Below are 24,424 nucleotides of genomic sequence, written 5' to 3' on the forward strand. Positions count from 1 at the left end.
TAACAGAAAGCTTTTGAACCACTGAAAATCTTTTTCTGGAAAACTCTAGTGGATTTGCTCTGTTTGAAGATGATGAAAAGCAAATGCGCATTCAATACATGAATGGGATTGCACAAGGTTCTCGCCACCATACTTTCAAAAATTCAGATTGGGTTTTGCATACGGCTACCAAAGAGAGCTCTTATTATCTGCTCGAAAAATCTGAAAAAATGGGATATATTCGTGCCGAGAAATACGAATTTGGCATCTTGCTCTATCGGTATCTCAAAGAAAATGGAGAATGGCTGGAAAATTATAAAATCACGCCAGAGTCTCCAGACTATAAAAGATTAGAACGCTATCAGATCTGGGAAAATGTGAAAATACTTTCTTAAAACCATTTTTTAAACCAGAAAATATAAACAAAAATCAGCGATTTAGGATACAAAAAAAATGAACATCAATAAACAAATTTCAGCTATCTTTGAAGATCAAGGACTCAATACACAGGAAAAATGTGGATGGGTTTTTATTGATTCTAAATTTCCTTGTCTTCGTGCGTGGATTGAAAACTTTCCCCAACAGTCTGAAAAAACGTTATTGCAATTGAATATAGAAATAAGTTTTGGGCTCCAGGAACGTATCATTCAAAATTTTGTGGGATTGGGAACAGACAAAGAATCAGCAATAGACGATGCACTGAATTATTTCAAACGGGCCAGTCTCCCTGTTTTAAACGCTGCATTTTGGCCTCATAGCGTTCATCAAGACACTATCAAACAGGAAACATGGCCATTGGCAGAAAAAAACTGGGAAGTTTGTATTGGCGATCTATCCTGTCGCGTTTTCGGAGAAGAAGAAGATTTGCTCCCTGAAGGAATCCTTCCAGCTTTAAAAAAGGGAATTCAAAACCTATCTCTAACAGGCCAAAGACATTGGGTAAATCTGCTTTATACTCATAATCAAGACGAGAATATCCATTTTGAAGTGCATTTAGATAATCAATTCTCTCCAGAACTCAAAAATGATCTCGGCAATATTGAATGGAAAAAATCAGATCAATTCTATTCTTTAAAACTTTTTCTGATTTTGAAAAATAAAGGAGCCGAACCTGAAAGAGAGATTCCCAAACCATCAACGGATATTGAAACGGCATTGCTTTGGTTTTGCAAGTCCACTCTATTTGCCTATGATTGGCCCGACGCTGAGTATATTGAAGAATTGGTGCTTATGGGGCTAGAACCAAATTTAGCCAGAGAAATTGTCTATTTCACGCCCAGTGCTTTGGCCCGAAAAATAATAGAAGCGAATAATACACAGGTTTCTCCCTATTATTTACGTCTCAATGCAGACGGAGAAGAGCTAGAAAGAGGCTTACTAAAAGAACATCCTGTATTTCAGGCTGCGCAAACCTCTTTCGAATATCTTTCCGAAGATGTGATCAAACTATTGACGCTGAAATCATCAGAGATAGGCGCGTTGAGCCAAGCGGCCCTGGACGGACGCAATCCCAGGGAACTAGAATTGGGACCCTTTGTCTATTTCGAAGAAGATCCCCTTGAAGTCGGTTTTTTAAGAGCCAAAACTTTGCTACACACCCTAATGAATAGCACAGATCATAACCGGGCCAAAAAAGCTTGGTGGAAATTTTGGTAAAACTTATCCACCCGAAGCCCAATCCGCTATACTGCCCCCATGCGCTATACCACCCTGGCCCGTGAGGCTGAAACCGAAATCATTATTCTCAAAAGCCGCTTCATTGCCAGTGGCTGCGAAGTGCAAACCGTTGAGGCTGCCGAGGCCTTTTTACACAAAACCCGCGAGCGCTGGCCCGACGCCACCCATCACTGCTATGCCTTTCGCGTAGGAGGTCCCCCACTGGTCGATCGCTATTCAGACGATGGCGAGCCTTCGGGCACCGCCGGAAAACCGATCATGACCGTGCTGGAACACAACCTCTACAATGCCATTCTTGTGGTTACTCGCTATTTCGGAGGCACCAAACTGGGCACAGGGGGCCTGGTCAAGGCCTATACCCAGGCTGCCCAAGCCCTGATTGAAACGGCAGGTCGCCTGGAAAAAGAACCCTGCCTCAGCCTGGAGTTGCATTACCCCTATGCCCTGAGTGGCACGATCGAATACCAATTGGCGCAAGCGGGCCTCAAAGCTGAATTTACCTATTCAGCCGACGTACAGGCCCAAGTCGAGGTTCCCCTCAGTCAAAAAGAGCAGCTGCTGGCCCAACTCAGCCACCCCCAACTGCTGATCCGAGAGGCCAACACTCCCTGAACAGGGGCTGCTACCTCCCATCCTGGGGCTGGGGTACAATGATAAGCACGCAGCATTTTAGACGGGCAAACAGATGCAACCAGAGGATTTCAATTTAACACCCGAGAATATGGACCCAACCGAGATTGGCACCATGTTTTCTGTTTCTGCTGTTGTCAAAAGCGAACCCCAAGCAACACCTGAAGAAGCAGGGGCAGAACTTCCGCGCTATGAACCGATCCAGGAACTGGGCCGAGGCGCAATGGGCGAAGTCTGGTTGATGCGGGACATTTACCTGCGCCGCAAAGTAGCCAGCAAACAGCTTTTGCCGCAAATGACCACGCCCGAAGTCCAGGACCAATTCCTGAGTGAAGCACAGATTACCGCCCGTCTCGAACACCCTGGCGTGATTCCGGTCTACACACTCGAAATCGATGCCGAGCAGCGCATGTCCTATGCCATGAAGGTGGTACAGGGCAAAACCCTTAAGGAAGAGATTCTGGCCCTGAAACAAGCCCAGGAAAAGAATCCCAATCTTAAAGAATGGCGCAATGAACTCTACCGCCTGCTTGAAATTTTTCTCAAGGTCTGCGATGCCATGGACTATGCCCACAGCAAGGGCATTATTCACCGCGATCTCAAACCCGCCAATATTATGATAGGCCCTTTTCGTGAAGTCTATGTGCTCGATTGGGGCATTGCCAAGGTCTGGAATACGCCCGAAGAAGAAAGTGAAACCTCTCAGAACAAGGTTATTGCAGGCACCCCCCGTTATTTATCCCCTGAGCAGGCCCGTTGCCGCAAGCTCGACCCCAAAAGCGATCAATACACCCTGGGCCTGATTCTGCAAGAGATTTTAACCCTCACACCTGCTTTTCAGGCCAAATCCATGCCCGAAATGCTGAAAAAAATCCTGACCGGAAACAGAGCCTCCTGCAGCCAGGCCTTGGGTCTGCATTCCATTCCAGCCGATCTTCAGGCCATTGTTGCCCGCTCCGTGGCCTTGAAAGCAGCAGATCGCTATGCCTCGGTGGCAGACATGGCAACGGATCTGCGCCAATATATGCAAGACAACGAAACCCAGGTTTTACCAGATAATCTGCCCCGCAGACTCTTGCGCTGGGTTCGGCACAATCCGCAACGGGCCATGCTTGGCAGTTTGCTGATGCTTTTCTGCTGCTCTCTGGCGGTGGCGGGCAGTTTATATATCTGGCAAAAAACCCTGATTCAAACCCAACGCCGCAAAGCAGTTCTTGAAGAACTTCAACTCCAGCTCACCATCGCAGGTCAAAACCTCGACAGCTATCTGGGAGGACTCGAAGCCCGTTTGGAATACCTGACCGGGGCCGCTGCTGAATCCTGGCTGCGCGGCAAAGATCTGGCCGGCCCAATGTACACCCCCTCACACTTACCCCAGCAGGCACTGCTCACACCAGAGCAAGAAGCGCCTGTTTTCTGGAGTTTTCCTGTTTGGCTGGACAACCCCTCAAGCAGTTTTGCCCGGTTGAACAGCCTCACCCCCATTTTTCAGCGTGTATTTGCTGTCGCTGCGAACCCCCAAAACAAAGTGCCTGACTGGTTGCAGTCAAAAACACACAGCAGCCCTGTGGGTTGGGCTAGTGTACAGTTTGATCAAGGCCCCCATTTGATTTATCCTGGTAGCCCCCAAGCCAGCGAAGTGCCTGAACTTTTAACCCAAGCAAAAACGCATGCCGGCTATCAAGCCCAAGGGCAAACCCGCCCCTTTTGGTTTGCCCAAGAATCCATGGGGACAGAAAGTTATTTCTCAGTTCTGGCCCCGATCAAAGGGGATCAGGGGCAAACCCTGGGAGAAGCGGCATTGCTCATTCACAGCCCCTATCTGTTGCAAGAGCTGAAAAAAATGCAGATTCAGGAAGGGCTGCTCTCCTTACAGGTTTTAAACGCCAAGGGAGAGATTCTGTTTGAAATCGTCAAGCAACCTGCCCAGTCTGATTTGCCAGCAGACATCCGGGCCGATCTCAAAGCCGGTCAAAGTGGCTTGAAAGAAACGGCTGATGGGCTTTATTTCTATCAGGCCCTGGCCACTGCCGATTGGCGTCTTTTGGCACGCTTTGACTTTCAAAAACTGCTCACCCAGGAGCCCAGCCCCCATGTCTGAGCTTTTACACGAAGAAGAAGATCCGCTTGAGCTGACCATGCACGAGTTTGGACATCTCAGCCCCACCGCTGAAATGCGTGAAACCCGTAAAAACACAGGCAATCTGGGGCGACAGCATTACGAAATTCTGCAACTTTTGGGCGAAGGCGCCATGGGAACCGTCCACCTGGTACGCGATAACCGTCTGGATCGCACCGTGGCCTATAAACAGCTGCACAAACGCATTCAAAGCGATAATCCTGAGGTTCATCAGCGTTTTTTAGGGGAGGTACAAATCACAGCCCAACTTCCCCACCCCTATATCGTGCCCGTTTACAGCCTCGAAGTGACCGAAGCCGGTGTGGGCTATACCATGAAGTGTATTCAGGGCAAAACCTTCAAGGAACTGATCCAGGAAGCCCGACAAAACAACGCTGAACCCCAAAAAATCAGCCATTTAAAAACCCTGCCCAATCTGCTTGAACATTTTATCAAAGTCTGTGAAGCCCTGGCCTTTGCCCATTTTAAAGGTGTGATTCACCGCGATCTGAAGCCCGCCAACCTGATGCTCGGCCCCCACCATGAAATCTATGTCATGGATTGGGGCATTGCCCGCCCCTTTGGAGAAGCCGCCAAAGACTACCCCTTCGAAGCCGGTGAAAAAGGGCAAATGATTGGCACTCCCCGCTATATGTCACCCGAACAGGCCCGTGGCGTGAATGACCGCCTCGATGCCCGCAGCGATTTGTTTTCTCTCGGGCTGATTCTCTATGAACTGGTCTGCCTGCAACCGGCTTATCAGGCCAGCAATACCACTGAGCTGCTCGAAAAGGTGCGCAAAGCAACACTCAATCCTGTGCGTTTTTTCAGGCCCGAACTGAAAATACCGCGCGAACTGCAGGCCATCATTGGCAAAGCCACTGCTTGGAAGCGTGCCGAACGCTATGAAAAAGTCGAAGATCTGATTCAGGATCTGCGTCGCTATCTGCGTGGAGAAGCTGTCTTGGCCGCACCCGACACCTTCTCACAAGCCGCAGGCCGCTGGTTCAAACAAAACCGTACCACTTGTCTCGGCAGTCTCATGGCCCTGATGCTGGCCAGCAGCAGTTGGACGATCTGGAATCTGCTGCAACAGCAAAGCACCTTGCAATCCGCCCTGCAGCGCGAACAGGTCATTACCCGTTTTATGGGACAGGTTCTGCACCAGGCCCAAGAGGTGGATCGCTATATGCTAGCCATTCCACGGGCACTTGAAAATCTTGCCGGCACCGGGGTTCAAGCCTTTGAACAGGGCAAGCGTTTCCCCCAGGCCCCCTATTATCTCGACGATGCCCACTGGAGCGAACGGGTCCCGAATCAAATCGACTCACCCCATTACGGTACCCGTATCAGCCCAGAATGGGCCACACTGACGATTGCCTGGGGCCTTCCCCAGGCCGAGGTTCAGGCCCTGATCGAAACCATCGCCCCCCTCAGCCTGTATTCGCGCAATCTGCTTTTGCGCAGTGGTCTGGAACAAGGCTTAAAACCCGGCAACCCTTCTAAGCAAATCGCCAAACAGGGCATGCCGCTGATGTTTATCAACCTCTCCAGCGAGCAGGGGCTGATCTCCTTTTTCCCTGGCGCCAGCTACAATACCCCAGGTTATGATCCACGCAAACGGCCCTTTTACCTGCTGGTGAAAAACAAACGCGGCATCCACTGCGGCAACCCCTATATTGACCGTCTTTCAGGTTCGCTTTTGCCCTGCAGTCTGGCGATTTATAATCCACAGGAAAAATTTCTGGGGGTGGCCTCGATAGACATGCAATTCAACTATCTGGCCCGTGAGGTGCTGAGTATTGGCAATATTCAAGGTCTGCGCAACAGTTATCTGCTCGATGAAAAAGGGCAGATCATTGTCAAGGGCAGCGATCGCAATCAAAAAATTGAACGCCGGGAAAAGATCAATACAGGTTTGAGCTTGCAAAAATTCAAAAACCCGGATTTGCTGCGGAAAATTGAATTGCAAAGTCAAAGCGGCTATCTGCGCGGAAGTGACACCACCTTGGGCTATCTGCGCTTGAATTTTCAAGGCTGGTATTTTGTAGTCGAAGCTGATACGCAAAAATTATTCGAAGAGCCAAAATAACACCCCGCGCCCTCAATCTCTTCTTAAAATCAAGGGAAACGTGTTTTGTTTCAAAACATTCCCCTTCAAATCCTGTACATCTTGCGCCTTTAATTGGTATTGGCTGCGCAGTTCCAGCAGGTTCCGCAGTTCGGAAGCGCTGACAGACCAGTGAAAGCTATTCACCCCCACCCGACCCGGCCAGACTTTGCGTTGGGTTATTTTTCCCGCAGCCTCAGACAGCAACTGAACAGGCCCAGCCTGTGCCAGCCGAAAGACAATCTCCAATTCCCGACTTGAAGAATCAACGCTTTTTCCTGAACGTGCGTCCAGAATAAAAACAGCCTGTTGCAGAGCTTTCAGACCGGGTTTGGCTTGTTTTGCCAGATCCAAAATCCCCATATGGTGTTGAAAAGATTCAGAATCCAAGACCCAGGCCTCACGCAAAGCAGGAGGATAATCATAAAGACACCAGACCATACTGCCCATTAGGTCGAGTTTTAAGGCTCCGGCTTGCAAACTGTTGAAATAATTGAATTGGTGGGCCAGGGGGTGGGGGTCCTGAGCAGCTTTTTGCCAAGTATGAAAACCAAACTCCTGAAGCAGCAAGGGTTTCTGCGTTTTTTTACGCAAGGCCGACACTCTTTGCGCAAAACGCTGTTCGTAGTCAAAATAGTGAAAGGAGACCAAATCCTGTGCCTGTAAATCTAAGGCCCGCTCAGGGTTTGACCAGCCCACCGTCAACAAAGACCGGGGAGCCAAGCGATGAAAAGCCTGGGAAAGATGCTTCAGCCAAGCTTGAACCACAGGGCGGGAATAATGGGGATAATCCAAGTCGACTTCGTTTTTTAAATCCCAGGCCAAAATGGCAGGATGCCCGGCAAAATCAGAGAGCAGACGGCTAAGATGCGCCTGACTGCTTTCAAGATCCGCATACTCTGAAAACATATCAAAAAGGGTGACAATACAAACCAAACCTTGGGCTTGGGCCTGATTCAAAAGATCTTTTAAATGCGCCATCATTACGGCTTCAGGTTTTCGCCCACCGAAAACCTGGTAAGGCACAAAAATCCGCACCGTATTAAACCCCAAACGCTTGAGGTTGCGAAAATCTTCACGCACCAAGACCGTGCTGTAACAATTCCAGAAAAGACTCCAGGGAATTTCCTGGGGATAATAGTTGACCCCATGCAGAAAAAAACGCTGATTCTGACGTAAAAGAATCTGCTTCTGCACAGAGAAAAGAGACTTGTCTGGCTGAGCTGAACAGGCAAATCTGGCAGCAAAAAACCCAAAGCCTAGCATTAAACAGGCCAGAAAAAAAATTTTAAAAAACCGATCAGACCTGTTCATGGCAGGGTTATTCCGCGTATAACACTCATATGTCAAATTATCATAGCAGTTTTTAAGAGGTCTGTTTTGCTTAAAAAACACCCAGGGCTCAAACAGGGACTTCGTTGGGGGCTGGTACTTCTGGTTTTAACAGGTCTGGGGCTTCTGCTGAAACAGAGCTTTCAGGCCCAAAGCTTTCAGAACTTGCTGCTCCAAGCCCATTACCCCTGGCTGCTCGCAAGTGCGGGCCTGGTTTTGTCTGAGCTTTTGCTCAAAGCTTTGCGCCTGCGTTTATTGGCCCAGCCCTTCGCGATTCAGCACTCTTTTCGCAATTGGTTGCGGATTCAGGTGTTGGGTATTGCCCTGGCCACGGTTACTCCAGGGCGCTTGGGCGAAGTCGCCAAAGTTTTTTTAATGGCCGAAAAAGCTCCGGATAAATGGGGCTTGTCATTATTGCTGTGTATCTTTGAGCGTTTACTGGATTTTCTACTGCTCTGCCTGCTGGGACTCTTACTCAGCCTAAGCCTTTTACCTGCTGGCCCCCTGCCCCTTCTGATGGGGCTTTTACTGGGTTTTCTGCTACTTGGACTTTTCAGTTTTTTGCGTTTTCAACATCTCTGGCAAGAACTTTTACCGCTTTTACCACTCAAAATTCAGCAGGTTCTGCGGGAATATCTTCACCACCGGGAAAAACTCTTGCCGCAACTGCTTCCGGTTTGGCTTCTGACCTGTCTGATCTGGTTGCTCAATGCCTGTTTTCAATGGTTTCTGCTTTTCAGCATTGGCAAAACCGTCTCGCTCTGGATCGTCACAGGCATCAATGCGATTTTGGCTTTGGCGGGCATTCTCGCCCTTTTGCCTTTGGGGCTTGGCACCACCGATCTGGGAGCCTTTTTTTTATACAAGCAATTACTTTCACTTTCCACAGAATCGATTCTCTTTCTAATGCTGGCCTCCAGAGCGATCGGTCTGAGTGTCCTGTTTGGGCTGGCCCTGCCCTTTGGACTAAGAGATTTACGCAAACAAGAATTCCCAGCTCCGCCTCACGAAATCTAATCGGCTGAACTTGAATTGTAAAAAAATCGTCATATTTCACCTCTATCCCGCCGAAGCGTGACAGGGATTCCCACTTTAAACACAAGTAGCAAGCTATGATAGGGACAAGTCAACTTTATTGGGTGCCATTCTTAAACTCTGAAACCATGTTAATCTCAAAATATTGGGTTTTTCTCTTCTGCTACAGCCTGCTGATACACTCTTCCACATCTTCAGCCCAGGCGCTTGCTCAAGATACCCAACAGCATCTGAATATTCATCTGGATCTTGCTCGCCTCTATCACCAGGAAAAACAAAACCAACAGGCACTTTGGCACTTGCAGGAAGCCATTCGCCTAAACCCCCAGGCACCCTTGCCCTGGATCGAATTGGGACAATTTCAGTTTGAAATGGGGCAGCCCCAAGAGGCACGCAAAGCCTGGCAAAACGCAGAACGCTGCTTAAACCAAAAACCCGATCTTCATCTGCTGCTCAACCTGGCCTCTCAATACCGAAAGCTCAGAGATTGGCCCAAAGCCCAGGGCCTTTATCACAAGGCTCTGTCCTTAAATCCTCAGCAGCCTGAAACGCTTTTACAGGCAGGTCAAGTCGCCCTGGACGCAGGCCAGAAAAAACTGGCTGCGCGTTATTTTCTCAGACTGAGCCATTTGCCTCCAAGCACTTATTCATTCAAAGATCTGATTTGGGGACTCACCCAAAGTGGCGAAATAAAAACGGCAGAAACCCTGATCCAAAAAAGTCTGGCTCAGAATCCGAAACAAGGAAATCTCTGGCTTGAACTGGCCCAAGCACGTTATCAACAGGGGCAGCCAAGTGAGCAGATACTCCCGCTGCTCTACCAGGCGGGGCAAAATTCTTTGGCTTTTCAAGAGCGAAAAAGTTTGGCCTATCTCTACCGGCAAACAGGTCAAAACCCACAAGCCAAAAGAATTTATCTGGAGTTAATGCAAACAAGCCCTCAAGATTGTGAAATCCATCTGGAGCTTGCCATTTTAGAGAGCGAAGCCCAAGCCCTCAATCAGGAAAGTGATCATTACCAAATGGCCTTTCAAGCCTGCGAACAGGCAGCCCCAGAACTGCGCCGCGCCCTGGCCGCAGAGCTGCGTTCTCACGGAGATCTGCTTAAAGCCCTGAAACTGGCAGAAGACCCCAAGGTTGGCAATGCAGCCTTTTTATTTGAAACAGGCGAGCTTTTGCTGAACACACAAAGGCCAAGACTCGCACAAACAGCCTTTGAAAAAGCCTTGGAACGTTACCCTGGCGGACAACCCGAACTGCTCAAAGGTCTGATCTATCAAGGCCACAAATTAGACAATTTTCAAATGGTGCTTCAAGCCTTTCAAATCCTGAAGCAGGAGGGGGCCGAAGATCTGCTCGATACCGCCAACTGGATCGATCTTTCCTGGGCCTGGAACATGAGCGGAACCTCCCTCAAAGCACAGGAAGCCATGGCGCGGGCCGAAAGCACAGCCCAGGATCAAGCCGAGGTTTATCTGGCGCTGATTTACCAATTCCGTCAGCTCAAGCTCCCCCAACGTGCCTTGCCCTATTTGCAGGCGCTGAGAAAACAGGCACCCGCAGATGCCGAGCTTGCTCTGTTGGAAGCCACGGTTTTAGATGAAGCAGGTTCAAAGAATAAAGCCAGCGAGGCCTTCAAAAACAGCTTTGAAAAACGCCAAAAACTTACTGCCAGCCAGCTGCATGAGTTGCTGTTTGGATTGATAAAATACGAAAACTGGTCTGAAGCGGCACAGCTCTTCGAGGATGCTCAGTTTAAACAAACCCAGGAACCCGCACTCATCCTCAAAAAAGCCTTTGTCTGGCGACAATTGCATGGCAGTGATCCAGAATGGCAAAAAAAGAGAGCGGAAAGCCTAGACCTGGCTGCAAATAAGCTGAAGAAAAACCAAGAAGCAACACTGTGGGCAGAGCTTGGCTATGAATACGCAATCCTTGAAAACTGGAAAAATGCCTGTCTGGCCTTGGAAACAGCCCTGGCACAAACCCCAGAAAATAACCATTTGAGACTGGATCTTGCTCATTTTTACCGGGCCGGTGGTCACCCCCTGCAGGCCCTGGAAAACTATCACAGGGTCTTGGCTGACAGCGCTCAGGCACCGGCAGAGGCCTGGCTGGGCCAAGCCTTGATCTATCGGGCCCAAGGCAAAAATCTCGCCGCCCGGCGCAGTCTCCAAGCAGCTCAAAACTTGACCCCAGAACAAGAAGCGACCCGCGAAAAACTCTCCCAAGCCCTTGACGATCAAGGCTGGATGGGCCCCGAGAACCAGCGCTGGCAGGTTCAAGCCAGAGGTTTGAATGACCAAATTTTTCTGCGTGGCAACTATGAGGCCTATTGGCAGGCGGGTCTCAGCCTGGTTCATGATTGGGAAGCCGATACGACTCCTGATCAGGAGGCCTGGCATTGGCAAAATGGCGCTCAATTTGATTACCGGCGCGGGCAGACACTCTTGGATCGTCAAGCCTTCCAGATTTTCAGCCGTCTGCGCAGAGATTGGTATCAAGACAAAGCCCACCAATTTCTCGAACCCTCCTTGGATCTCAACCAAGTAGAGAACGCTGGCACAAGTGCACGCTACCTGGGTCTGGGCCTACAGGGAGGAAGCACCCTGGGAGAAGGCTTTCAACTCACAGCCCAAGGACGTGTCCAGTTGCCCGAAACACGGGATCTGTCACTCGGCAGTTTTTTAAACGGCGAAGGCAACCTCAAATTGGCATGGCAAGCTTGGCCTGAATGGAATTTTTCGGCCCAGACCGGGGCTCAGAACTATGTCTTTTACGATCGTTTTTCGCGTCTGCAATCGGTCTGGAAATGGCAAAACAGCCTGCAAAATAATTTTGAAGCGGGCCCCTGGAGCTACCAAGGCCAATGGGAAATCAGCCCCATCAGAGGGGGAGAGCTCCAGGATCTCTTACTGGGCAGCCGACACCGGCTCAACTGGAAACAGAGTGAAAACCTATCTTTTCAAGCCAGTTTAGAGGGTTTCAAATACCTCTCCGATCTGCAAGCCCCGCAGTCCTATTTCTCACCCCACCTGGGGTTGAGCTGGCGTTTGCCATTGGCAGCCGAAAAACCCCTTTTTCTCAATTTTCAAGTGCGCTATCTTCAGTTTGAAGGACAAGCAGCAGGCAGCTATCTATTTGAAGCAGGAGTCCAAAATTTCAGATGAACACAAAACTCTCTGCACTCAAACACAAATTTTTCAAGCTCTCACGGCAAACCCAATGGTTTATCCTGCTCAGCTTTGTTCTGCTCTTGCTGCACAGCGTGGTCCTGCTTCTGGGCAGCCCAGATCGCAGCTATGACGCCTGGATTCACCTCTTTTTCGGCAGCCATTGGCAGCAAAGCTGGTGGAACGATTTGGAACTTCGTTGGTTTGAGGGTTTTTCGGTTTTCTCTTATCCCCCTTTTGCACATCAGCTACTGGCCCTGACAGGGTTTCTGCTGCCCTGGAAATTGGCCTATAGTTTGGTGCAAACCCTGACCTTGGCAGGGCTCTGCACCGGAATTTACCGCTATTCACGGATTTGGTTTAATCCAGAAGTTTCAGCCCTGGCCGCACTCTTGAGCCTGGCTTCAGGCTCAGTGGCCATGACCGTGCATCTCTTTGGGCAATATCCCAATACCCTCAGCCTGGCCCTGCTTTTTCACCTTTTGCCCTGGGCCTGGGCTTGGGTCCAGCAGGGTCGAAAAGGAGCGTTGGGCCGGGCTTTTTTATTGTTTATTCCCTTGGTCTGCACCAGTCTTTTTTCCAATCTTTTCGGGCTGGCTCTTTTCGCCTTGCCTGTTGTGCTCAAATCTTTTCAAAACAATGACTGGGCCACACACAAAACACACCTGCAACGCTGGGCTCTCATTATTCTCGGCCTGGCGCTGCTGGGTGGATTTTTTATGCTGCCCCTCTTTTGGTATCTTCAGCATTACCCCTTTCAACAGGTGCCGATTCCCCATGGCAGTCGCAACAACGTACTGCAATTCACAGAAACCAACTATTATTTGTTTTATGGGCTTTACGGGCCTTTTATTATCCTGATTCCAATTTTATTAGCTTCTATTGCACGCCAAAAGCAATATTTCGAATTTTTACCTACTTTTATGATCTTTTTTTTACTGGGTTTGGGCGGGGCCTTTCTCCCCAATCAATGGCTGCCTGGCCGTCTGTTTTATATTTTGACCTTTGATCGTTTCTGTTTCTGGAACAGTTTGCTGATGACGCCCCTTGCAGCCTGTTTACTGCTCAAACTCTGGGCCTGGCTTCCGCACGCAAAGCGTTTGGTGAGTGGGGTGCTGGTCGTAACGGGTGGGATTTATCTTCTCTGGTTCAGCATCAATCTGACTTCCCCTTTCTGGCGGCGTCAGGTGCCTCCTCAGGAGTTTCAGCAAACCCTGGCTTTTCTAGCACGTGAAGAAGTCAAAACAACGCGTTTTGCCAGTCTGGGCCTGGGAGCCCATAATTTTGCACGTTTAAGCACCCTGAGCAAGGCCCAGACACTGGATGGAGCCTATTATTTTGGCCGCCGAGTCACAGAAATGAACCAAGTGGCCATGGGCATGCTCGACGAAGCCAAATACTATGGCCCGGTCGCCATGAACGTTCTCACCCAAATTTTGACCGACCCCGAAAGACACCATCTGCGCTATCTCCTGGTTTTGGATCGCTACTATGATCTGGCTTTGGAAACCGCAGGCTGGATTCCCAAAGAAACCCTCGATGGGCGGATTCAGGTTTGGACACCTGCACACCCCATCTCCCCTCAGCCGACTTCAGAGCTCAAACCGGCCCCCCTGACCCTACGATTACTTTGGGGTTTAATGCCCATCAGCGCTTTCATTTTTTTGTTGGTTTTACACAAGCCCAAGGAAATGTTTGAAGGATGAATATCTCCAAACGCCAGGGATTGATCGCAGGGGGTATCGTACTGATCGGCCTGCTGCTGATTTTTCTTTTGCATTTGGGCTCCCCCCTCCAAGTTGCTCCCCCCCCTGAAAACCCCGTCTTATTGGTTCAGGACCCTGGCGAAATAAAACAGGGGAACAGCTGGAAATACAATGGGCGACCCGTCATTTATCCGGCGGCAGATCGTTTCTTTGACTTTCAGCTTGCACCCCTTCAGAATGATTTGCCGCGTTTGAAACACCTCTTGAAGGCCACCTCGCTGCGTCTGCAAATCTCAAGTTCAGAAACGCGCTGGCAGGCACTTCAAGCCACGCAAAAACTTTGCCAAAGATTTGGTTTTCGACTTGAACTCACCCTGGTTCAAAGCCCCAAAGAAAAACCTGAACAGTTGAACCACTGGCTCAAAACGCTCAAAGGCTTGGGTTGGAATCGCGCTGAAATTCTGGCCTTGCACTTTAAACCCCTGGAAAAAAGCCCTGTGGCTCACGCTTGGCTCCACAACGCCTACCAAACCGTTAAAAAACTTTGGCCCGCCACACAACGCCCCTTCATTGGACAGGTGCTCGAAAAACCTGTAGAAGCCCCCCACCCCGATCTCAAACCCGATCTCTATCTGTTTAGAAGTGCTCTGGGCCCAAATCAACTGAGCGCCAGTTTAAAACGTCTCAAGGAACGCTTGAAGGATTCCAGCGTTCAACTAGAAATTCCAAGCATGCCCGTAAATTCAGTGGAGTACGATCAAGCCTGGCATTACCGCTACAGTTTTTACTTCAGCAAAACCTATGATTTGGTCTATCCAGCGGTACATGCCCATGACCAGCAAACGGAAACAGGACGGCTTTATCCTGGCATTTTACGTAAAGATCACAGCGAGCGCAGCAGCTTTCTGCTCAGTCAGATCTATTTTCAGGTACATACCCTGGATATTAACGAAAAAGTACTTGAAACTGTTTTAACAGATGCATCGGAAATCAAAACATCTTCAACAACGCCACAAAAACCCAAAGACTGGATTCACTATTTCTTCGAAATTTATTATAACGATCGCACCCCCACAAAAATCATGGCGCTCTTTACAGAGCGATTGAAACGCTTTCCCGATGGCTATGCCCGCTATCGCACAGAAGAAAGTATTCTCAACTCTCATTTTGCGCATTTAGAAAGACTCCAGATTTTAAGTTTGAACGCGCGCAATGCCCAAGAACAGACGGCTCAAGTCAAATTGGAATTTATGACCTCTTTGGGCCCTGCTGTTTTTCTACAGAGCATCGAATTTCAAACCGAACAGGGTGAATGGCGTTTAAAAAAACTGAACCCCGCGCAAGGTTTACCAGCAAACCAAACTGGATTCTTAAGGGCCGAAACGGGGCCCCCTTTACGTCAGAAAATAACGCCTGAACTCCAATTGAAAACACACTGGCTCCCCTCCCGTTCTGAGCCTGGTCAGGGCCTGCTGCATTATCAAATTCAGAATATCAGCAAGCAAAGAGTGGATATCCAAGCTCTGCGCCTGAATCAAAACCCTCTCTTGGTCAAAACGCCCCCGCTCCCCCTCTTTCTTTCTTTGCGCTATCTTGCTCCTGGAGAAACAGCTGAGGGCTATATCCCAGAAGTGACACAACCCAGCCCTGAAAGCTGGATTGAAGCACACGATTACCCTTCCAGCTTGCTCAAGGCCAATGAGCCCCCCCTGCATTTAAAGCTCCGTTATCGCCAACAAAATGCCGACAGTCTCCTGCTTGAGGTTTGGAATCCCCATGTCGAAAGAGCACTTTTTCCTGTGATTACCTATACGCTTCAAACCAGCCGAACACAGGAAAACGGTTATTTTTTACTCGAACGTGCCCTCTTACCGCTTGAAAAAAGAAGTATTTCTCTGCCTTGGCCCTATGCAAAGCCCCCAGAACATTTTTTTCTAGAAGGCCATTTCCAAGCCATCACGGATCCGGTCTTAAATATGGATGAGGCCTTTCGTTATGCCAGCCTCGGCCAACCTGAGGCTGCCCGCGAGAAATACTTCAGACTCTGGGAACGCTTCAAGCAGACCCTGAATGCCAAACAACGCGAACAGGTTCTCTGGGCAAGGTTTGAACTGGAACTGCAAACCCAAACACCCCAGCAGGCAGAGCCTCTCGCTCGCTTGCTTTTGCTGGATACAGATTTAAAAAACAATCAAGCCGAACGGCTTTATAAAATTGCAGATGCTTTTTTAAATGCAGGCCAGGCAAAAAAATCACTTCAATTTATTTCAGAATTTGAAAATAATTTACCCTTTCATCTCAAACTCTCACTTTTAAAAGCCCACCTGCTCGAAATACAGGGAGCCTATCCAGAAGCACTGGTACTTTTAAAGAGTATTTGGAAAAAACAACCCAGTTTGGAAGTCAATCGTCAACTCTTCTATTTAGAGCGAGACCATGGCTCTGCAAATGAAGCCCTGAAATGGCTGAACAGCTTACTAAAACAAGAACCTCTGGCCTATCAGCTTTGGAAAGAAAAAGGCTTTTTACACAAACGTCTGCAGCAAACTGAAGCCGCTATCACGGCTTACCGCACCTACCTAAGCCATCTGAACAATCTTGAAGTTGAACGCGAATTGGGTTATCTGCTCTTGGAAAAAGCTCAACTCAGCGCTGCACTGCAGATATTTCAAAAAATTCTAAAAATTTGCCCCCAAACCTGTGTCAAGGAATGGGCCAGCAGCGCAGCGATCTTCAAACAGCAGGGAAAAACCCAAGAGGCTCTGCAACACTATCTTCGCCATGCACGCCTAACCGGAAATTCCAATTCCTGGTATATCGCAGGAGAACTGGCTCTCAGTAGCCAGGCCTATGAACAGGCCTATCAAGCACTTTTGCAGGTCAGGCCAAGCCCAAGGAATGCTTTTAAACTCACACGCACCCTGGCCTATCTCGCGCGTCAGACAGGGCGTCTGAAAACCGCAGAAAAGTACTATACCGCCTATCTCAAGCAAGCACCACGGGACAAAAATGCCCGCAGAGAATTGGCCTTCCTCAGCCTGAACCTGGGAAATTTTCAACTGGCCAGCAGCCATTTTGCAAGCCTTTATCAGCATGGAGATCACAGCCCAAGTCTTCAGCAAGCCCTGGCTTATGCCTATTTGAAATCGGGACAGACCATTCAAGCCCGCAAGCTGTATTCAGATTTACGCAAAAAATTCCCTCAAAACAAAGAACATCTGCGCAATTATCTCAATGCCCTTCAGCAGTTGAATCTGCTCCCAGTTGCCGAAAAAGCAGAGCTTGAAAAGCAATGCCTTCAAGACTCTCAGGCCCTGCAAAGCCTGATTGAGCTGGGCATTCAAACCCAGGCTTACGAATGGAGTCTGAATCTGGCCTTGGCGGGGCTCAAAACAGGCAAGGGAAACGCTTTGTTTCTACACCGTGCCGCAGCCCGCTGCCTTGAAAAAACAGGAGATACTGCTGGCGCAATTCAAGAATTGGAAAAAGCCCGCCGCTTGATTGAGCCCGCCCAACATCCAACGCTGCAAAGAAACAGCCGAGCAAGAATTTCAAATTAATTTTTTATAAGAATGTCAACAAAATGTCTTGCGAATATGACGTTTAGATAACATTTATTTAGACGCAAAGACTCAATTGTAAAAATGGTGTAAAACCTGATCAGATCTTGCTTTCAGACCATAGATCTCTCAGTTTTATAAATGTTAGGATTAAATTTAGAAGTAAATACCTCTATTGTGACAAAATAATTTCTTGATTGTTTTGTAAAAATAGAAACCCAGAACTGAATCCTTCTCGATTTGTTCTGAAGGAGAAAAAATGAAAGCGTCAGATGGACTTCACACGGTTTTAGTCAGCACTCTGCCTCCGGTCAATACCTCACTGAGTGAATATGGCCGCTTTCTTGTCGAAGGCTTATTAAGCTCCTCTGACGGTCTTCAATTGACTGTGCTGGCTGATTTGCAAGAGTCTGGTCCTGTACAGTCTGAAATGCACCACCCCCGTTTAAAAGTGGATCGTTGTTGGCGTTTTAACGATTGGAAAAACCCCTTGGTTGTTCTGCGCAAGCTTTGGGCCATCAAACCTGAAGTGGTTTTATTCAATCTCCAATTCGCTTCCTTCGGAGGAAAAAAAATCCCCGCCATGCTGGGCCTGATGATTCCCTTCCTGGCGCGTTTAATGGGCTTTAAGGTCGTAACCTTGTTGCACAATCTTCCCGATGCCATGGCCTTGGATCAGCCCTATTTTGCCCGCAACCCCCTGGATCGCTGGCTGATTCAGACAGGTGGTGCTGTGGCGACCCGTCTGCTCTTGCAATCTCATCGCCTGGTCGTGACCCTTGAACGCTATAAGGATATTCTTGAAACCCGCTATGGCGCTAAAAATGTCGAAATCATGCCCTTGGGCTCCTATGTCAAACCAGCACGCGTGCCCCTGGTACAAAAACGCAACACCTTCTTGACCTTTGGCAAATTCGGAACTTACAAGCGCCTGGAGTTTTTACTCGATAGCTTTGAAAAACTCAGTCAAAAGCATCCCCAGATCGAACTTGTGATCGGGGGAACCGATCACCCCAATACCCCTGGCTATCTCGAAGCTGTTCAGGCCCGTTACAGCCATTTGAAAAACGTACGCTTTCTGGGCTGGATTGAAGATGAGGCCTTGCCTGGTCTGATTCGCAATACCAAAGCCTTGATTTTAAGTTATGAAGCAACAGCAGGTAGTTCAGGCCCCTTGCATCTCGCTCTCTCTCAGGGGAAACCTGTGATTGCACCTGATTTTGGAGATTTTCGCCTGGTCGCAGAACATGAGGGCGCAGAACTGATCTTTTACCATCACCAAGACATCGCAAATTTTGAAAAAGTCTTTGAAGCTGTTATTCTCAATAAACTTGACCTCGCGAAAATGGGACGCCATAACCTCAATATCGCCAAAGTCAATTCGGCAGAAAATATTGCCCGTCGCTATCTGAATCTTTTGCTCTCGGTAAGCCATGCACCCCATGGTTTTGCCCCTGCTCTCATGCAGAAAGTATTACCTCACGCCAAAGCACAAGCAAAGGCATCGCCAGATTTTCCGCTGGCGGGTTAATGAAAGGATTAAATTTATGAAAAAGCTAGAAAAAAAGATGAGGCCCCAGGTTTGGACTCAAGGTTTCGCTGTTGCACTTATTCTTGCAATCTCTGCCTGTTCCAATCAGATCTCTTCAGGTATTTCCCCCCAGGCCCCGACACTCTCACAACCCGCAGCCCTGAGCGTCCCCGTCTCTTCTGAGATCAACCGTTTTGGGCTCTCCCCCCGCAATCAGGACATGGTCAAACTGGCCCGCCAATATATGCAAACCCCGGCTTTTTTAGAGAGCTTGCGCTTGGGAGCAGGCAGCCAATTTTCAGTGCAGAATCTGAAACAAGACTTCAGTATTCAGGCCAAGCGCGACCTAACCCCCCGTATGTACGCTGCCCTGAGCAATAATCAGCTCTATGAAATCGACCCCAGCACCTATGCGATTACGGCACTCACCACAGGTCTGGTCAACAATATGTACGGTTTGGCCCGTGATCCGATCAGCAACGATGTCTTTTATATGAAGGATACTGCTCCCTATACCTTGTACAAATGGAATCGAACCACCAATACCCATACCGCAGTCGGTGATTTGCCGGTTGCCAGTGGCAATACCCTCTATCGCCTGGGTTTTGCCCCCAGTGGAGAACTCTATCTGGCGAATAATCAAGGTCTGTTTGTGGTCGATACCAGCAACGCACAGATCATGTCAGTCATGACAGCCGCAGAAGGTGTACAGACCGGCACGGGTGGAGACTTGGCCGTCAATGCGGCCGGTAAGATTTATATGGCGATCAATAAAATCATTTATTTAATCGATCCGACGGCCAAAACCAGTACCCAAATTGGCAATTTTACGAATATGAGCGGCAATATTTCAGGCATGGGTTTTACTGCCGATGACCGTTTGCTGGTGACCAGTCTGGATTCTAAAATCTATGAAATAACCAATTACACCACCAGCCCTGCCGCGGTAGAACGAACCGTATTGAGTGGCGTTACAAATGCTGTGGATTTAAGCTCTGCAGTGGTTAACGCTTGCCCCGTCATGACAGCAGGCCGACCTGACTACCCCACCCTGCTTTTCAACGATGATTTTTCCACCATGCCCGCCAATTTTGCCAATCTGGCGGGAGAAACCAATCCCGATACCAGCAGTGGCTGGTTACAGTGGAATACCGATTATTACCCCACGGGCAAAGGCGTTCTGCCCTGGAACCCAGGCCCAGGCCAGGCGACCAGTCTGAGAAATATTCCAGGTGAATATGCCAGCACCCCTGGCGACCCCCGCCCCAATATGTTGGAAACCGCCATTTCGCGTAAGGTTCCGCTCAAATACAAAGCCGGTGATAAACTGATCGCCAAACTGAAAGTGGCCCCCACCTTTTCAGATCAGGCCAGTGATACCACCCTGATGATTACCTTCGACGACCCCTCTGAAACCGTGGCCGTAAGCAGTACCATTCGTGGCGATAAAGCCAGTGGTGGCGAATTGTATGTTGAAGCCGTCATCCCCTCCTGTGCAACCGAAGCCACCGTGATTGGCATGGCGTATCTGGGTGAAAATGAAACCTCATCCGTCACCTTTGAAAAGGCCTCTCTGGAATTTATCCCCCAGAACTACTATACCCAAACCACGCTCTTAAACGAGCCCTTTGATACCAGCACCACCCACGCCACCTATGGCACCAATTTCCCTGCCGGCATGGACGAGCAATTTGGCGCTTATGATCTGTATACAGTCGCCAATTGGCCGACCACACCCGGAGATTTGGCTGTTACAGCCGCAAACCCCAATGCGGCTTCGGGTTATGGAGGGCTGGTTAAACGGGTAAATTTACCCACGTATACCAGTACTGACAGCATCAGCGCCAAGCTTTTCACCGCCAGCACCTTTACTGACGCAGCCAGTGAAGCCTCCCTGCTGATCGATTTCTTCAATGCCGCAGACCAAAAGCTTGGCAGCCTCAATGCCACCAAAGTCACCGCCAAGCAATGGCGCTGGCTGCAAATTGATCGGGGCAGCATTCCCAGTGGGGCCACCTATGCCAAGATCGTACCGATTCTCAGCCTGGGTGCCAGCGAAACCGGCTCTCTGCTCTGGGATCGTCTGGAAATGTCACTGACCAGTACCCAGCCCCCTGCTCCACCCACCTCCCTGGTGCTCAACAGCCCCAGTTCGGGCAGCTTCACAACCGGCGACAGTATCGCTTTGAAAGCCACCCCAGATAAAGTACTCAGCGGCATGAGCGTGCTCTTTGTCGATGGCAGTGGCAATACACTGGCTACCGGTACAAAGCAGATGGATGGCAGTTTTACCGCCTCTTGGACCGCTGCAACAGCCGGCAGTTATACTGTAATCGCCCAGGCCAAGGATCTAAATGGCAATTTACTCCTGAGTTCCAGCCCAGCCAGTGTGACCGTGGTGGCCCCTTCAATCTCTATCACGGCCCCCAGCTCTGGCTGGAGTATTGTCCGCAACAGTAAAGGCGGCAGCCTGAGTCTCAGTGCTACTGCAACGGGGGTTCCCAGCGGTGGCTCGGTCAAGTTTGAAATCCAGGATTCTACAGGTACGGTGATTTCTACCCGCACCGCCACCAATACCAGTGGAAACATCTGGGATGCGACCTGGGGCAGCACCAATACCCGTGCCAATTATGATGTTTACGCTAAAATCCTGAACGCCAGCGGCACAACACTCGCCACGGCAGGCCCGATCTCAGGCTCAGTCAATTAGCACCCAAAGCGCTTGTGTGCTAGCATACAGCCAGAAATCATGTCTGGCTGTATGCTGAATTTATGCAAGAATCCCATCTTCGCCAACTCTATCTTGAGCTGCTCAAGAAAGTGCTAGGTGATTTTATCTATGATCTCGACGCAACAGGGTCTGAAAAGCCCCCCCCCTTGACCTGGGCCGACCCTCGCACAGGACGCAAATACACCTTGCAAACCATGGCCGAGTATAAATACAATGGGCTGATTTTTCCACGTCAGGCCCATACCATGATTGGTATGAAACGCCTAAATAATCTTCAATATTGCGTTGAAGAAGCACTGAAACAGAATATTCCGGGTGATCTGCTGGAAGCTGGCGTTTGGAAAGGCGGGGCCTGTATCCTGATGCGTGCCCTATTAAAAGCCTATGGCATCAACAACCGCAAGGTCTGGGTCGCCGATTCCTTTGCCGGTTTTTTACCTGAGGATTTGAAAACTTCAGGGCTCGACCCCACCAGCACAAACCAAAACAGCATTTCCCAGGAAAAAGTTAAAGCCCATTTCAAGGCCTATGATCTGCTCGATGATCAGGTCTGTTTTCTACCCGGCTATTTTCATGAGACCTTGCCAGAGGCGCCTGTCGAGAAATTGGCAGTCCTCCGGCTGGATGCTGATTTTTATAACCCCACCCAGGAAATACTGACCCACCTTTACCCACGCTTAAGTCCGGGGGGGTTTATTATTATTGATGATTACCATATCTTTGAAGAGTGTCGGCAGGCTGTTTTGGACTATCGACAGACCCATCAGATCAAAGAACCCATCCACAGAATTGACCCGGCTGCTGTTTACTGGCAAAAAAAGAAAGAGAATCTTACGGAGCCCTTGCTCCTGGAAAAGGCTGATCTATAATGAATACTATGAAAAAAATGCAGATTTTATCACTCGGACTTCTTCTCAGTGGCCTCTGGCTCAACCCGCCAGCTCAGGCTGCGGATCGTGTGACTGAATTTACCGCCACACGTGAAAAACACCGCCCAGATGGCCGTCTTTATTCACAATCCGCAAGGGCCTTTAAGTTTTATGAGCAGGGCCTGACTGCCTTGAAAGAAAAAAAAGCGGATCAAGCCATAGAGCTTTTTACCAAAGCTCTGCGCAGCTATCCCAGCTATGCAGAAGCCTTTTATGAGCGGGGCAATGCCTATCTGGTAAAAAAAGCCCCCGAACAGGCTTTGGCTGATTTTTCAAAAGTCATTGAACTACAAGCCCGTCCTCTCATGGTAGACGCCTATAATAACCGTGGGTATATCTACAATGACCTGCTCAACCAATACGAAAAAGCAGTTGTCGATTTCAGTGAAGCGATTCGCTTGAACCCCCTCTATACCCGGGCCTGGTATAACCGGGGCTTGGCCTACGACCGGCTGGGGGAACATGAAAAAGCCGTTGCCGACTATAGCAAAACCCTACAATTTCAAGCAGACTATGTAGATGCCTATAACAACCGAGGCATCAGCTATCTCGACCTCAAACAATACGACAAAGCGCTGAACGATTTTGAAAAAGCTGTCAAACTGGCTCCTGACTATGCGCTTGCCTATTATAATCTGGGCTTGATCTATTCCACCCGTAAAAACTTTGAAAAAGCGCTGGGATATTATACCCAGGCAATTGAGCGCAATCCCAATTATGTTGAGGCCTACCATAACCGGGGCTATATCTATAATGACGTGCGCAAAGACTATGACAAGGCTTTGGCTGATTTTAACAAAGCACTGCAAATCAACCCTGACTATATCAACGCCTACTATAACCGGGGCTTGACCTATTACAATAAAAAAGACTTCAGCAATGCCCTGCGTGATTTCAGCCGGGTGATTCAAGACAATCCCAAGGATGCAGACGCACTTTATTATCGCGGAGACTGCTATTATTGGCAAAATCAGCTGGACCCTGCCATTGCTGATTTCAGTGAAGTCGTCAAACTGGCACCCGAAGACGCCTCAACGCACTATCTGCTGGCCAGTCTTTACGCCCAGAAAAAGGATGCAAAAGCCGCTTTAGCAGCTTTAGCTGAAGCCATTCGCTATAACCCAGACCTGAAAGTTGCCGCTCGAAATGAACCGGCCTTGATCTTCCTGCGCAAACTGCCAGAGTTCAAAAAACTGGTAAAATAGAGGAGCAATCCTGTTTCCCACCGCCAAGACAAAAGGACGTAGCGCATGAAGTTTTTTTATGATTCCCGCACCGACTTGCTGGGTATCCAGTTCCAACCCCCACGGAACAAACCTGGCAAAGCTGGCAAAAGCACCAAAGAGGTCATGCCCGGTGTACGCATGGGGTGGGATGAACGTGGCAATTTAGACAGGATTGAAATTCGCGATGCCTCACGTCACCAACCGGAACTGAAAAACTTTATCAGTGAACTGGTCAAGGAAGTTTTAAGCCATGCCAAGGATATCCCCCAGGAAATCTTACTGGCGATCGAAGGCACGCTGCGACTCAGCCAGGAAGACACCCCCAGCTCCAAAGCCGAAGATTACAAACCCCGCCTCAGTTTTGATGCCATCAGCAATGTGCTGACGACCGAGTTTCGCCCTCCTTTTCCTGGCGAACCCATGATGACCAAACGCGAAGTCATTCCTGGGATTGTTGCCAGCTTTACGGAGCAGGGAGAACTGATCTCCATGGAGCTGCTGCAAGCGCTGCAACATTTTCCAGCCCTTCAGCAGTTTGTGCAGCAGGGCAATGAAATGCTCGCCATGCAGCACCTCTTTCGCAATATCGGCCGCTAAGCTCTCAACCTGAAAAAACACGGGCTGATCCAAGCAGCGACAAGAGCAAGCTGGTTTACAAAGAAAATCCCCCAAGTTATAAACCTTGG

The 24,424-nt window shown here is 49.2% G+C and carries 15 protein-coding genes; 14 read left to right on the forward strand and 1 reads right to left on the reverse strand.

Features of this window, described 5'->3' with window-relative positions:
- The first annotated feature begins 83 nt into the window (after positions 1-83).
- From COW20_06785 to COW20_06805, 5 genes are all read left to right on the forward strand, one after another.
- Entirely contained in the window at positions 84-374 is a 291-nt protein-coding gene (locus tag COW20_06785; GenBank protein PIW48823.1) for a hypothetical protein, read from the forward strand.
- Between the two features lie 58 nt (positions 375-432).
- Entirely contained in the window at positions 433-1,635 is a 1,203-nt protein-coding gene (locus tag COW20_06790; protein PIW48824.1) for a hypothetical protein, read from the forward strand.
- Between the two features lie 39 nt (positions 1,636-1,674).
- Positions 1,675-2,268: a hypothetical protein gene (locus tag COW20_06795; GenBank protein PIW48825.1), complete on the forward strand. Its 594-nt coding sequence runs from the start codon at positions 1,675-1,677 to the stop codon at positions 2,266-2,268.
- A gap of 73 nt (positions 2,269-2,341) precedes the next feature.
- Positions 2,342-4,387 carry a hypothetical protein gene (locus COW20_06800; GenBank protein PIW48826.1) on the forward strand — a complete coding sequence of 682 codons (2,046 nt, stop codon included), beginning with the start codon at positions 2,342-2,344 and terminating at the stop codon, positions 4,385-4,387.
- Positions 4,284-6,497 (forward strand): hypothetical protein, encoded by a 2,214-nt coding sequence (locus COW20_06805; GenBank protein PIW48827.1) that lies wholly within the window; start codon positions 4,284-4,286, stop codon positions 6,495-6,497. The genes COW20_06800 and COW20_06805 overlap by 104 nt, the downstream gene beginning before the upstream one ends.
- A 12-nt stretch (positions 6,498-6,509) precedes the next feature.
- Here the strand turns inward: COW20_06805 and COW20_06810 are convergent, their stop codons facing one another.
- Positions 6,510-7,829, reverse strand: coding sequence for a hypothetical protein (locus COW20_06810; GenBank protein ID PIW48828.1), 1,320 nt, complete (start codon positions 7,827-7,829; stop codon positions 6,510-6,512).
- On the opposite strand from COW20_06810, the gene COW20_06815 reads away from it, so the two are divergent.
- The 9 genes from COW20_06815 (at position 7,815) to COW20_06855 (ending at position 24,335) form a co-directional block, all read left to right on the forward strand.
- The gene (locus COW20_06815; GenBank protein PIW48829.1) at positions 7,815-8,864 is read left to right on the forward strand and encodes a hypothetical protein; all 1,050 of its coding nucleotides are present in this window, start codon (positions 7,815-7,817) and stop codon (positions 8,862-8,864) included. The genes COW20_06810 and COW20_06815 overlap by 15 nt on opposite strands.
- A 146-nt stretch (positions 8,865-9,010) precedes the next feature.
- Positions 9,011-12,052 (forward strand): hypothetical protein, encoded by a 3,042-nt coding sequence (locus tag COW20_06820; GenBank protein PIW48830.1) that lies wholly within the window; start codon positions 9,011-9,013, stop codon positions 12,050-12,052.
- Entirely contained in the window at positions 12,049-13,761 is a 1,713-nt protein-coding gene (locus COW20_06825) for a hypothetical protein (protein PIW48831.1), read from the forward strand. Before COW20_06820 ends, COW20_06825 begins: the two co-directional genes overlap by 4 nt.
- Positions 13,758-17,321 carry a hypothetical protein gene (locus COW20_06830; protein PIW48832.1) on the forward strand — a complete coding sequence of 1,188 codons (3,564 nt, stop codon included), beginning with the start codon at positions 13,758-13,760 and terminating at the stop codon, positions 17,319-17,321. Before COW20_06825 ends, COW20_06830 begins: the two co-directional genes overlap by 4 nt.
- 259 nt (positions 17,322-17,580) lie before the next feature.
- Entirely contained in the window at positions 17,581-18,852 is a 1,272-nt protein-coding gene (locus COW20_06835) for a hypothetical protein (protein PIW48833.1), read from the forward strand.
- Positions 18,853-18,868: 16 nt separating this feature from the next.
- The gene (locus COW20_06840) at positions 18,869-21,562 is read left to right on the forward strand and encodes a hypothetical protein (protein ID PIW48834.1); all 2,694 of its coding nucleotides are present in this window, start codon (positions 18,869-18,871) and stop codon (positions 21,560-21,562) included.
- Positions 21,563-21,624: 62 nt separating this feature from the next.
- Complete coding sequence (locus tag COW20_06845) at positions 21,625-22,452, forward strand: macrocin O-methyltransferase (protein ID PIW48835.1); 828 nt, start codon at positions 21,625-21,627, stop codon at positions 22,450-22,452.
- Positions 22,452-23,717: a hypothetical protein gene (locus COW20_06850; protein PIW48836.1), complete on the forward strand. Its 1,266-nt coding sequence runs from the start codon at positions 22,452-22,454 to the stop codon at positions 23,715-23,717. The genes COW20_06845 and COW20_06850 overlap by 1 nt, the downstream gene beginning before the upstream one ends.
- A gap of 45 nt (positions 23,718-23,762) precedes the next feature.
- Complete coding sequence (locus tag COW20_06855; GenBank protein PIW48837.1) at positions 23,763-24,335, forward strand: hypothetical protein; 573 nt, start codon at positions 23,763-23,765, stop codon at positions 24,333-24,335.
- Positions 24,336-24,424 lie beyond the last annotated feature (89 nt).

Source organism: bacterium (Candidatus Blackallbacteria) CG13_big_fil_rev_8_21_14_2_50_49_14 (assembly GCA_002783405.1).
In the GTDB taxonomy this organism is placed as follows: Bacteria; Cyanobacteriota; Sericytochromatia; order UBA7694; family UBA7694.

Bases quoted from the DNA above. Each gene is read 5' to 3' on its own strand.
- COW20_06785 (PIW48823.1), top strand. From the start codon at position 84: ATGCGCATTCAATACATGAATGGGATTGCACAAGGTTCTCGCCACCAT.
- COW20_06790 (PIW48824.1), top strand. From the start codon at position 433: ATGAACATCAATAAACAAATTTCAGCTATCTTTGAAGATCAAGGACTC.
- COW20_06795 (PIW48825.1), top strand. From the start codon at position 1,675: ATGCGCTATACCACCCTGGCCCGTGAGGCTGAAACCGAAATCATTATT.
- COW20_06800 (PIW48826.1), top strand. From the start codon at position 2,342: ATGCAACCAGAGGATTTCAATTTAACACCCGAGAATATGGACCCAACC.
- COW20_06805 (PIW48827.1), top strand. From the start codon at position 4,284: ATGGGCTTTATTTCTATCAGGCCCTGGCCACTGCCGATTGGCGTCTTT.
- COW20_06810 (PIW48828.1), bottom strand. From the start codon at position 7,829: ATGAACAGGTCTGATCGGTTTTTTAAAATTTTTTTTCTGGCCTGTTTA.
- COW20_06820 (PIW48830.1), top strand. From the start codon at position 9,011: ATGTTAATCTCAAAATATTGGGTTTTTCTCTTCTGCTACAGCCTGCTG.
- COW20_06825 (PIW48831.1), top strand. From the start codon at position 12,049: ATGAACACAAAACTCTCTGCACTCAAACACAAATTTTTCAAGCTCTCA.
- COW20_06830 (PIW48832.1), top strand. From the start codon at position 13,758: ATGAATATCTCCAAACGCCAGGGATTGATCGCAGGGGGTATCGTACTG.
- COW20_06835 (PIW48833.1), top strand. From the start codon at position 17,581: ATGAAAGCGTCAGATGGACTTCACACGGTTTTAGTCAGCACTCTGCCT.
- COW20_06840 (PIW48834.1), top strand. From the start codon at position 18,869: ATGAAAAAGCTAGAAAAAAAGATGAGGCCCCAGGTTTGGACTCAAGGT.
- COW20_06845 (PIW48835.1), top strand. From the start codon at position 21,625: ATGCAAGAATCCCATCTTCGCCAACTCTATCTTGAGCTGCTCAAGAAA.
- COW20_06850 (PIW48836.1), top strand. From the start codon at position 22,452: ATGAATACTATGAAAAAAATGCAGATTTTATCACTCGGACTTCTTCTC.
- COW20_06855 (PIW48837.1), top strand. From the start codon at position 23,763: ATGAAGTTTTTTTATGATTCCCGCACCGACTTGCTGGGTATCCAGTTC.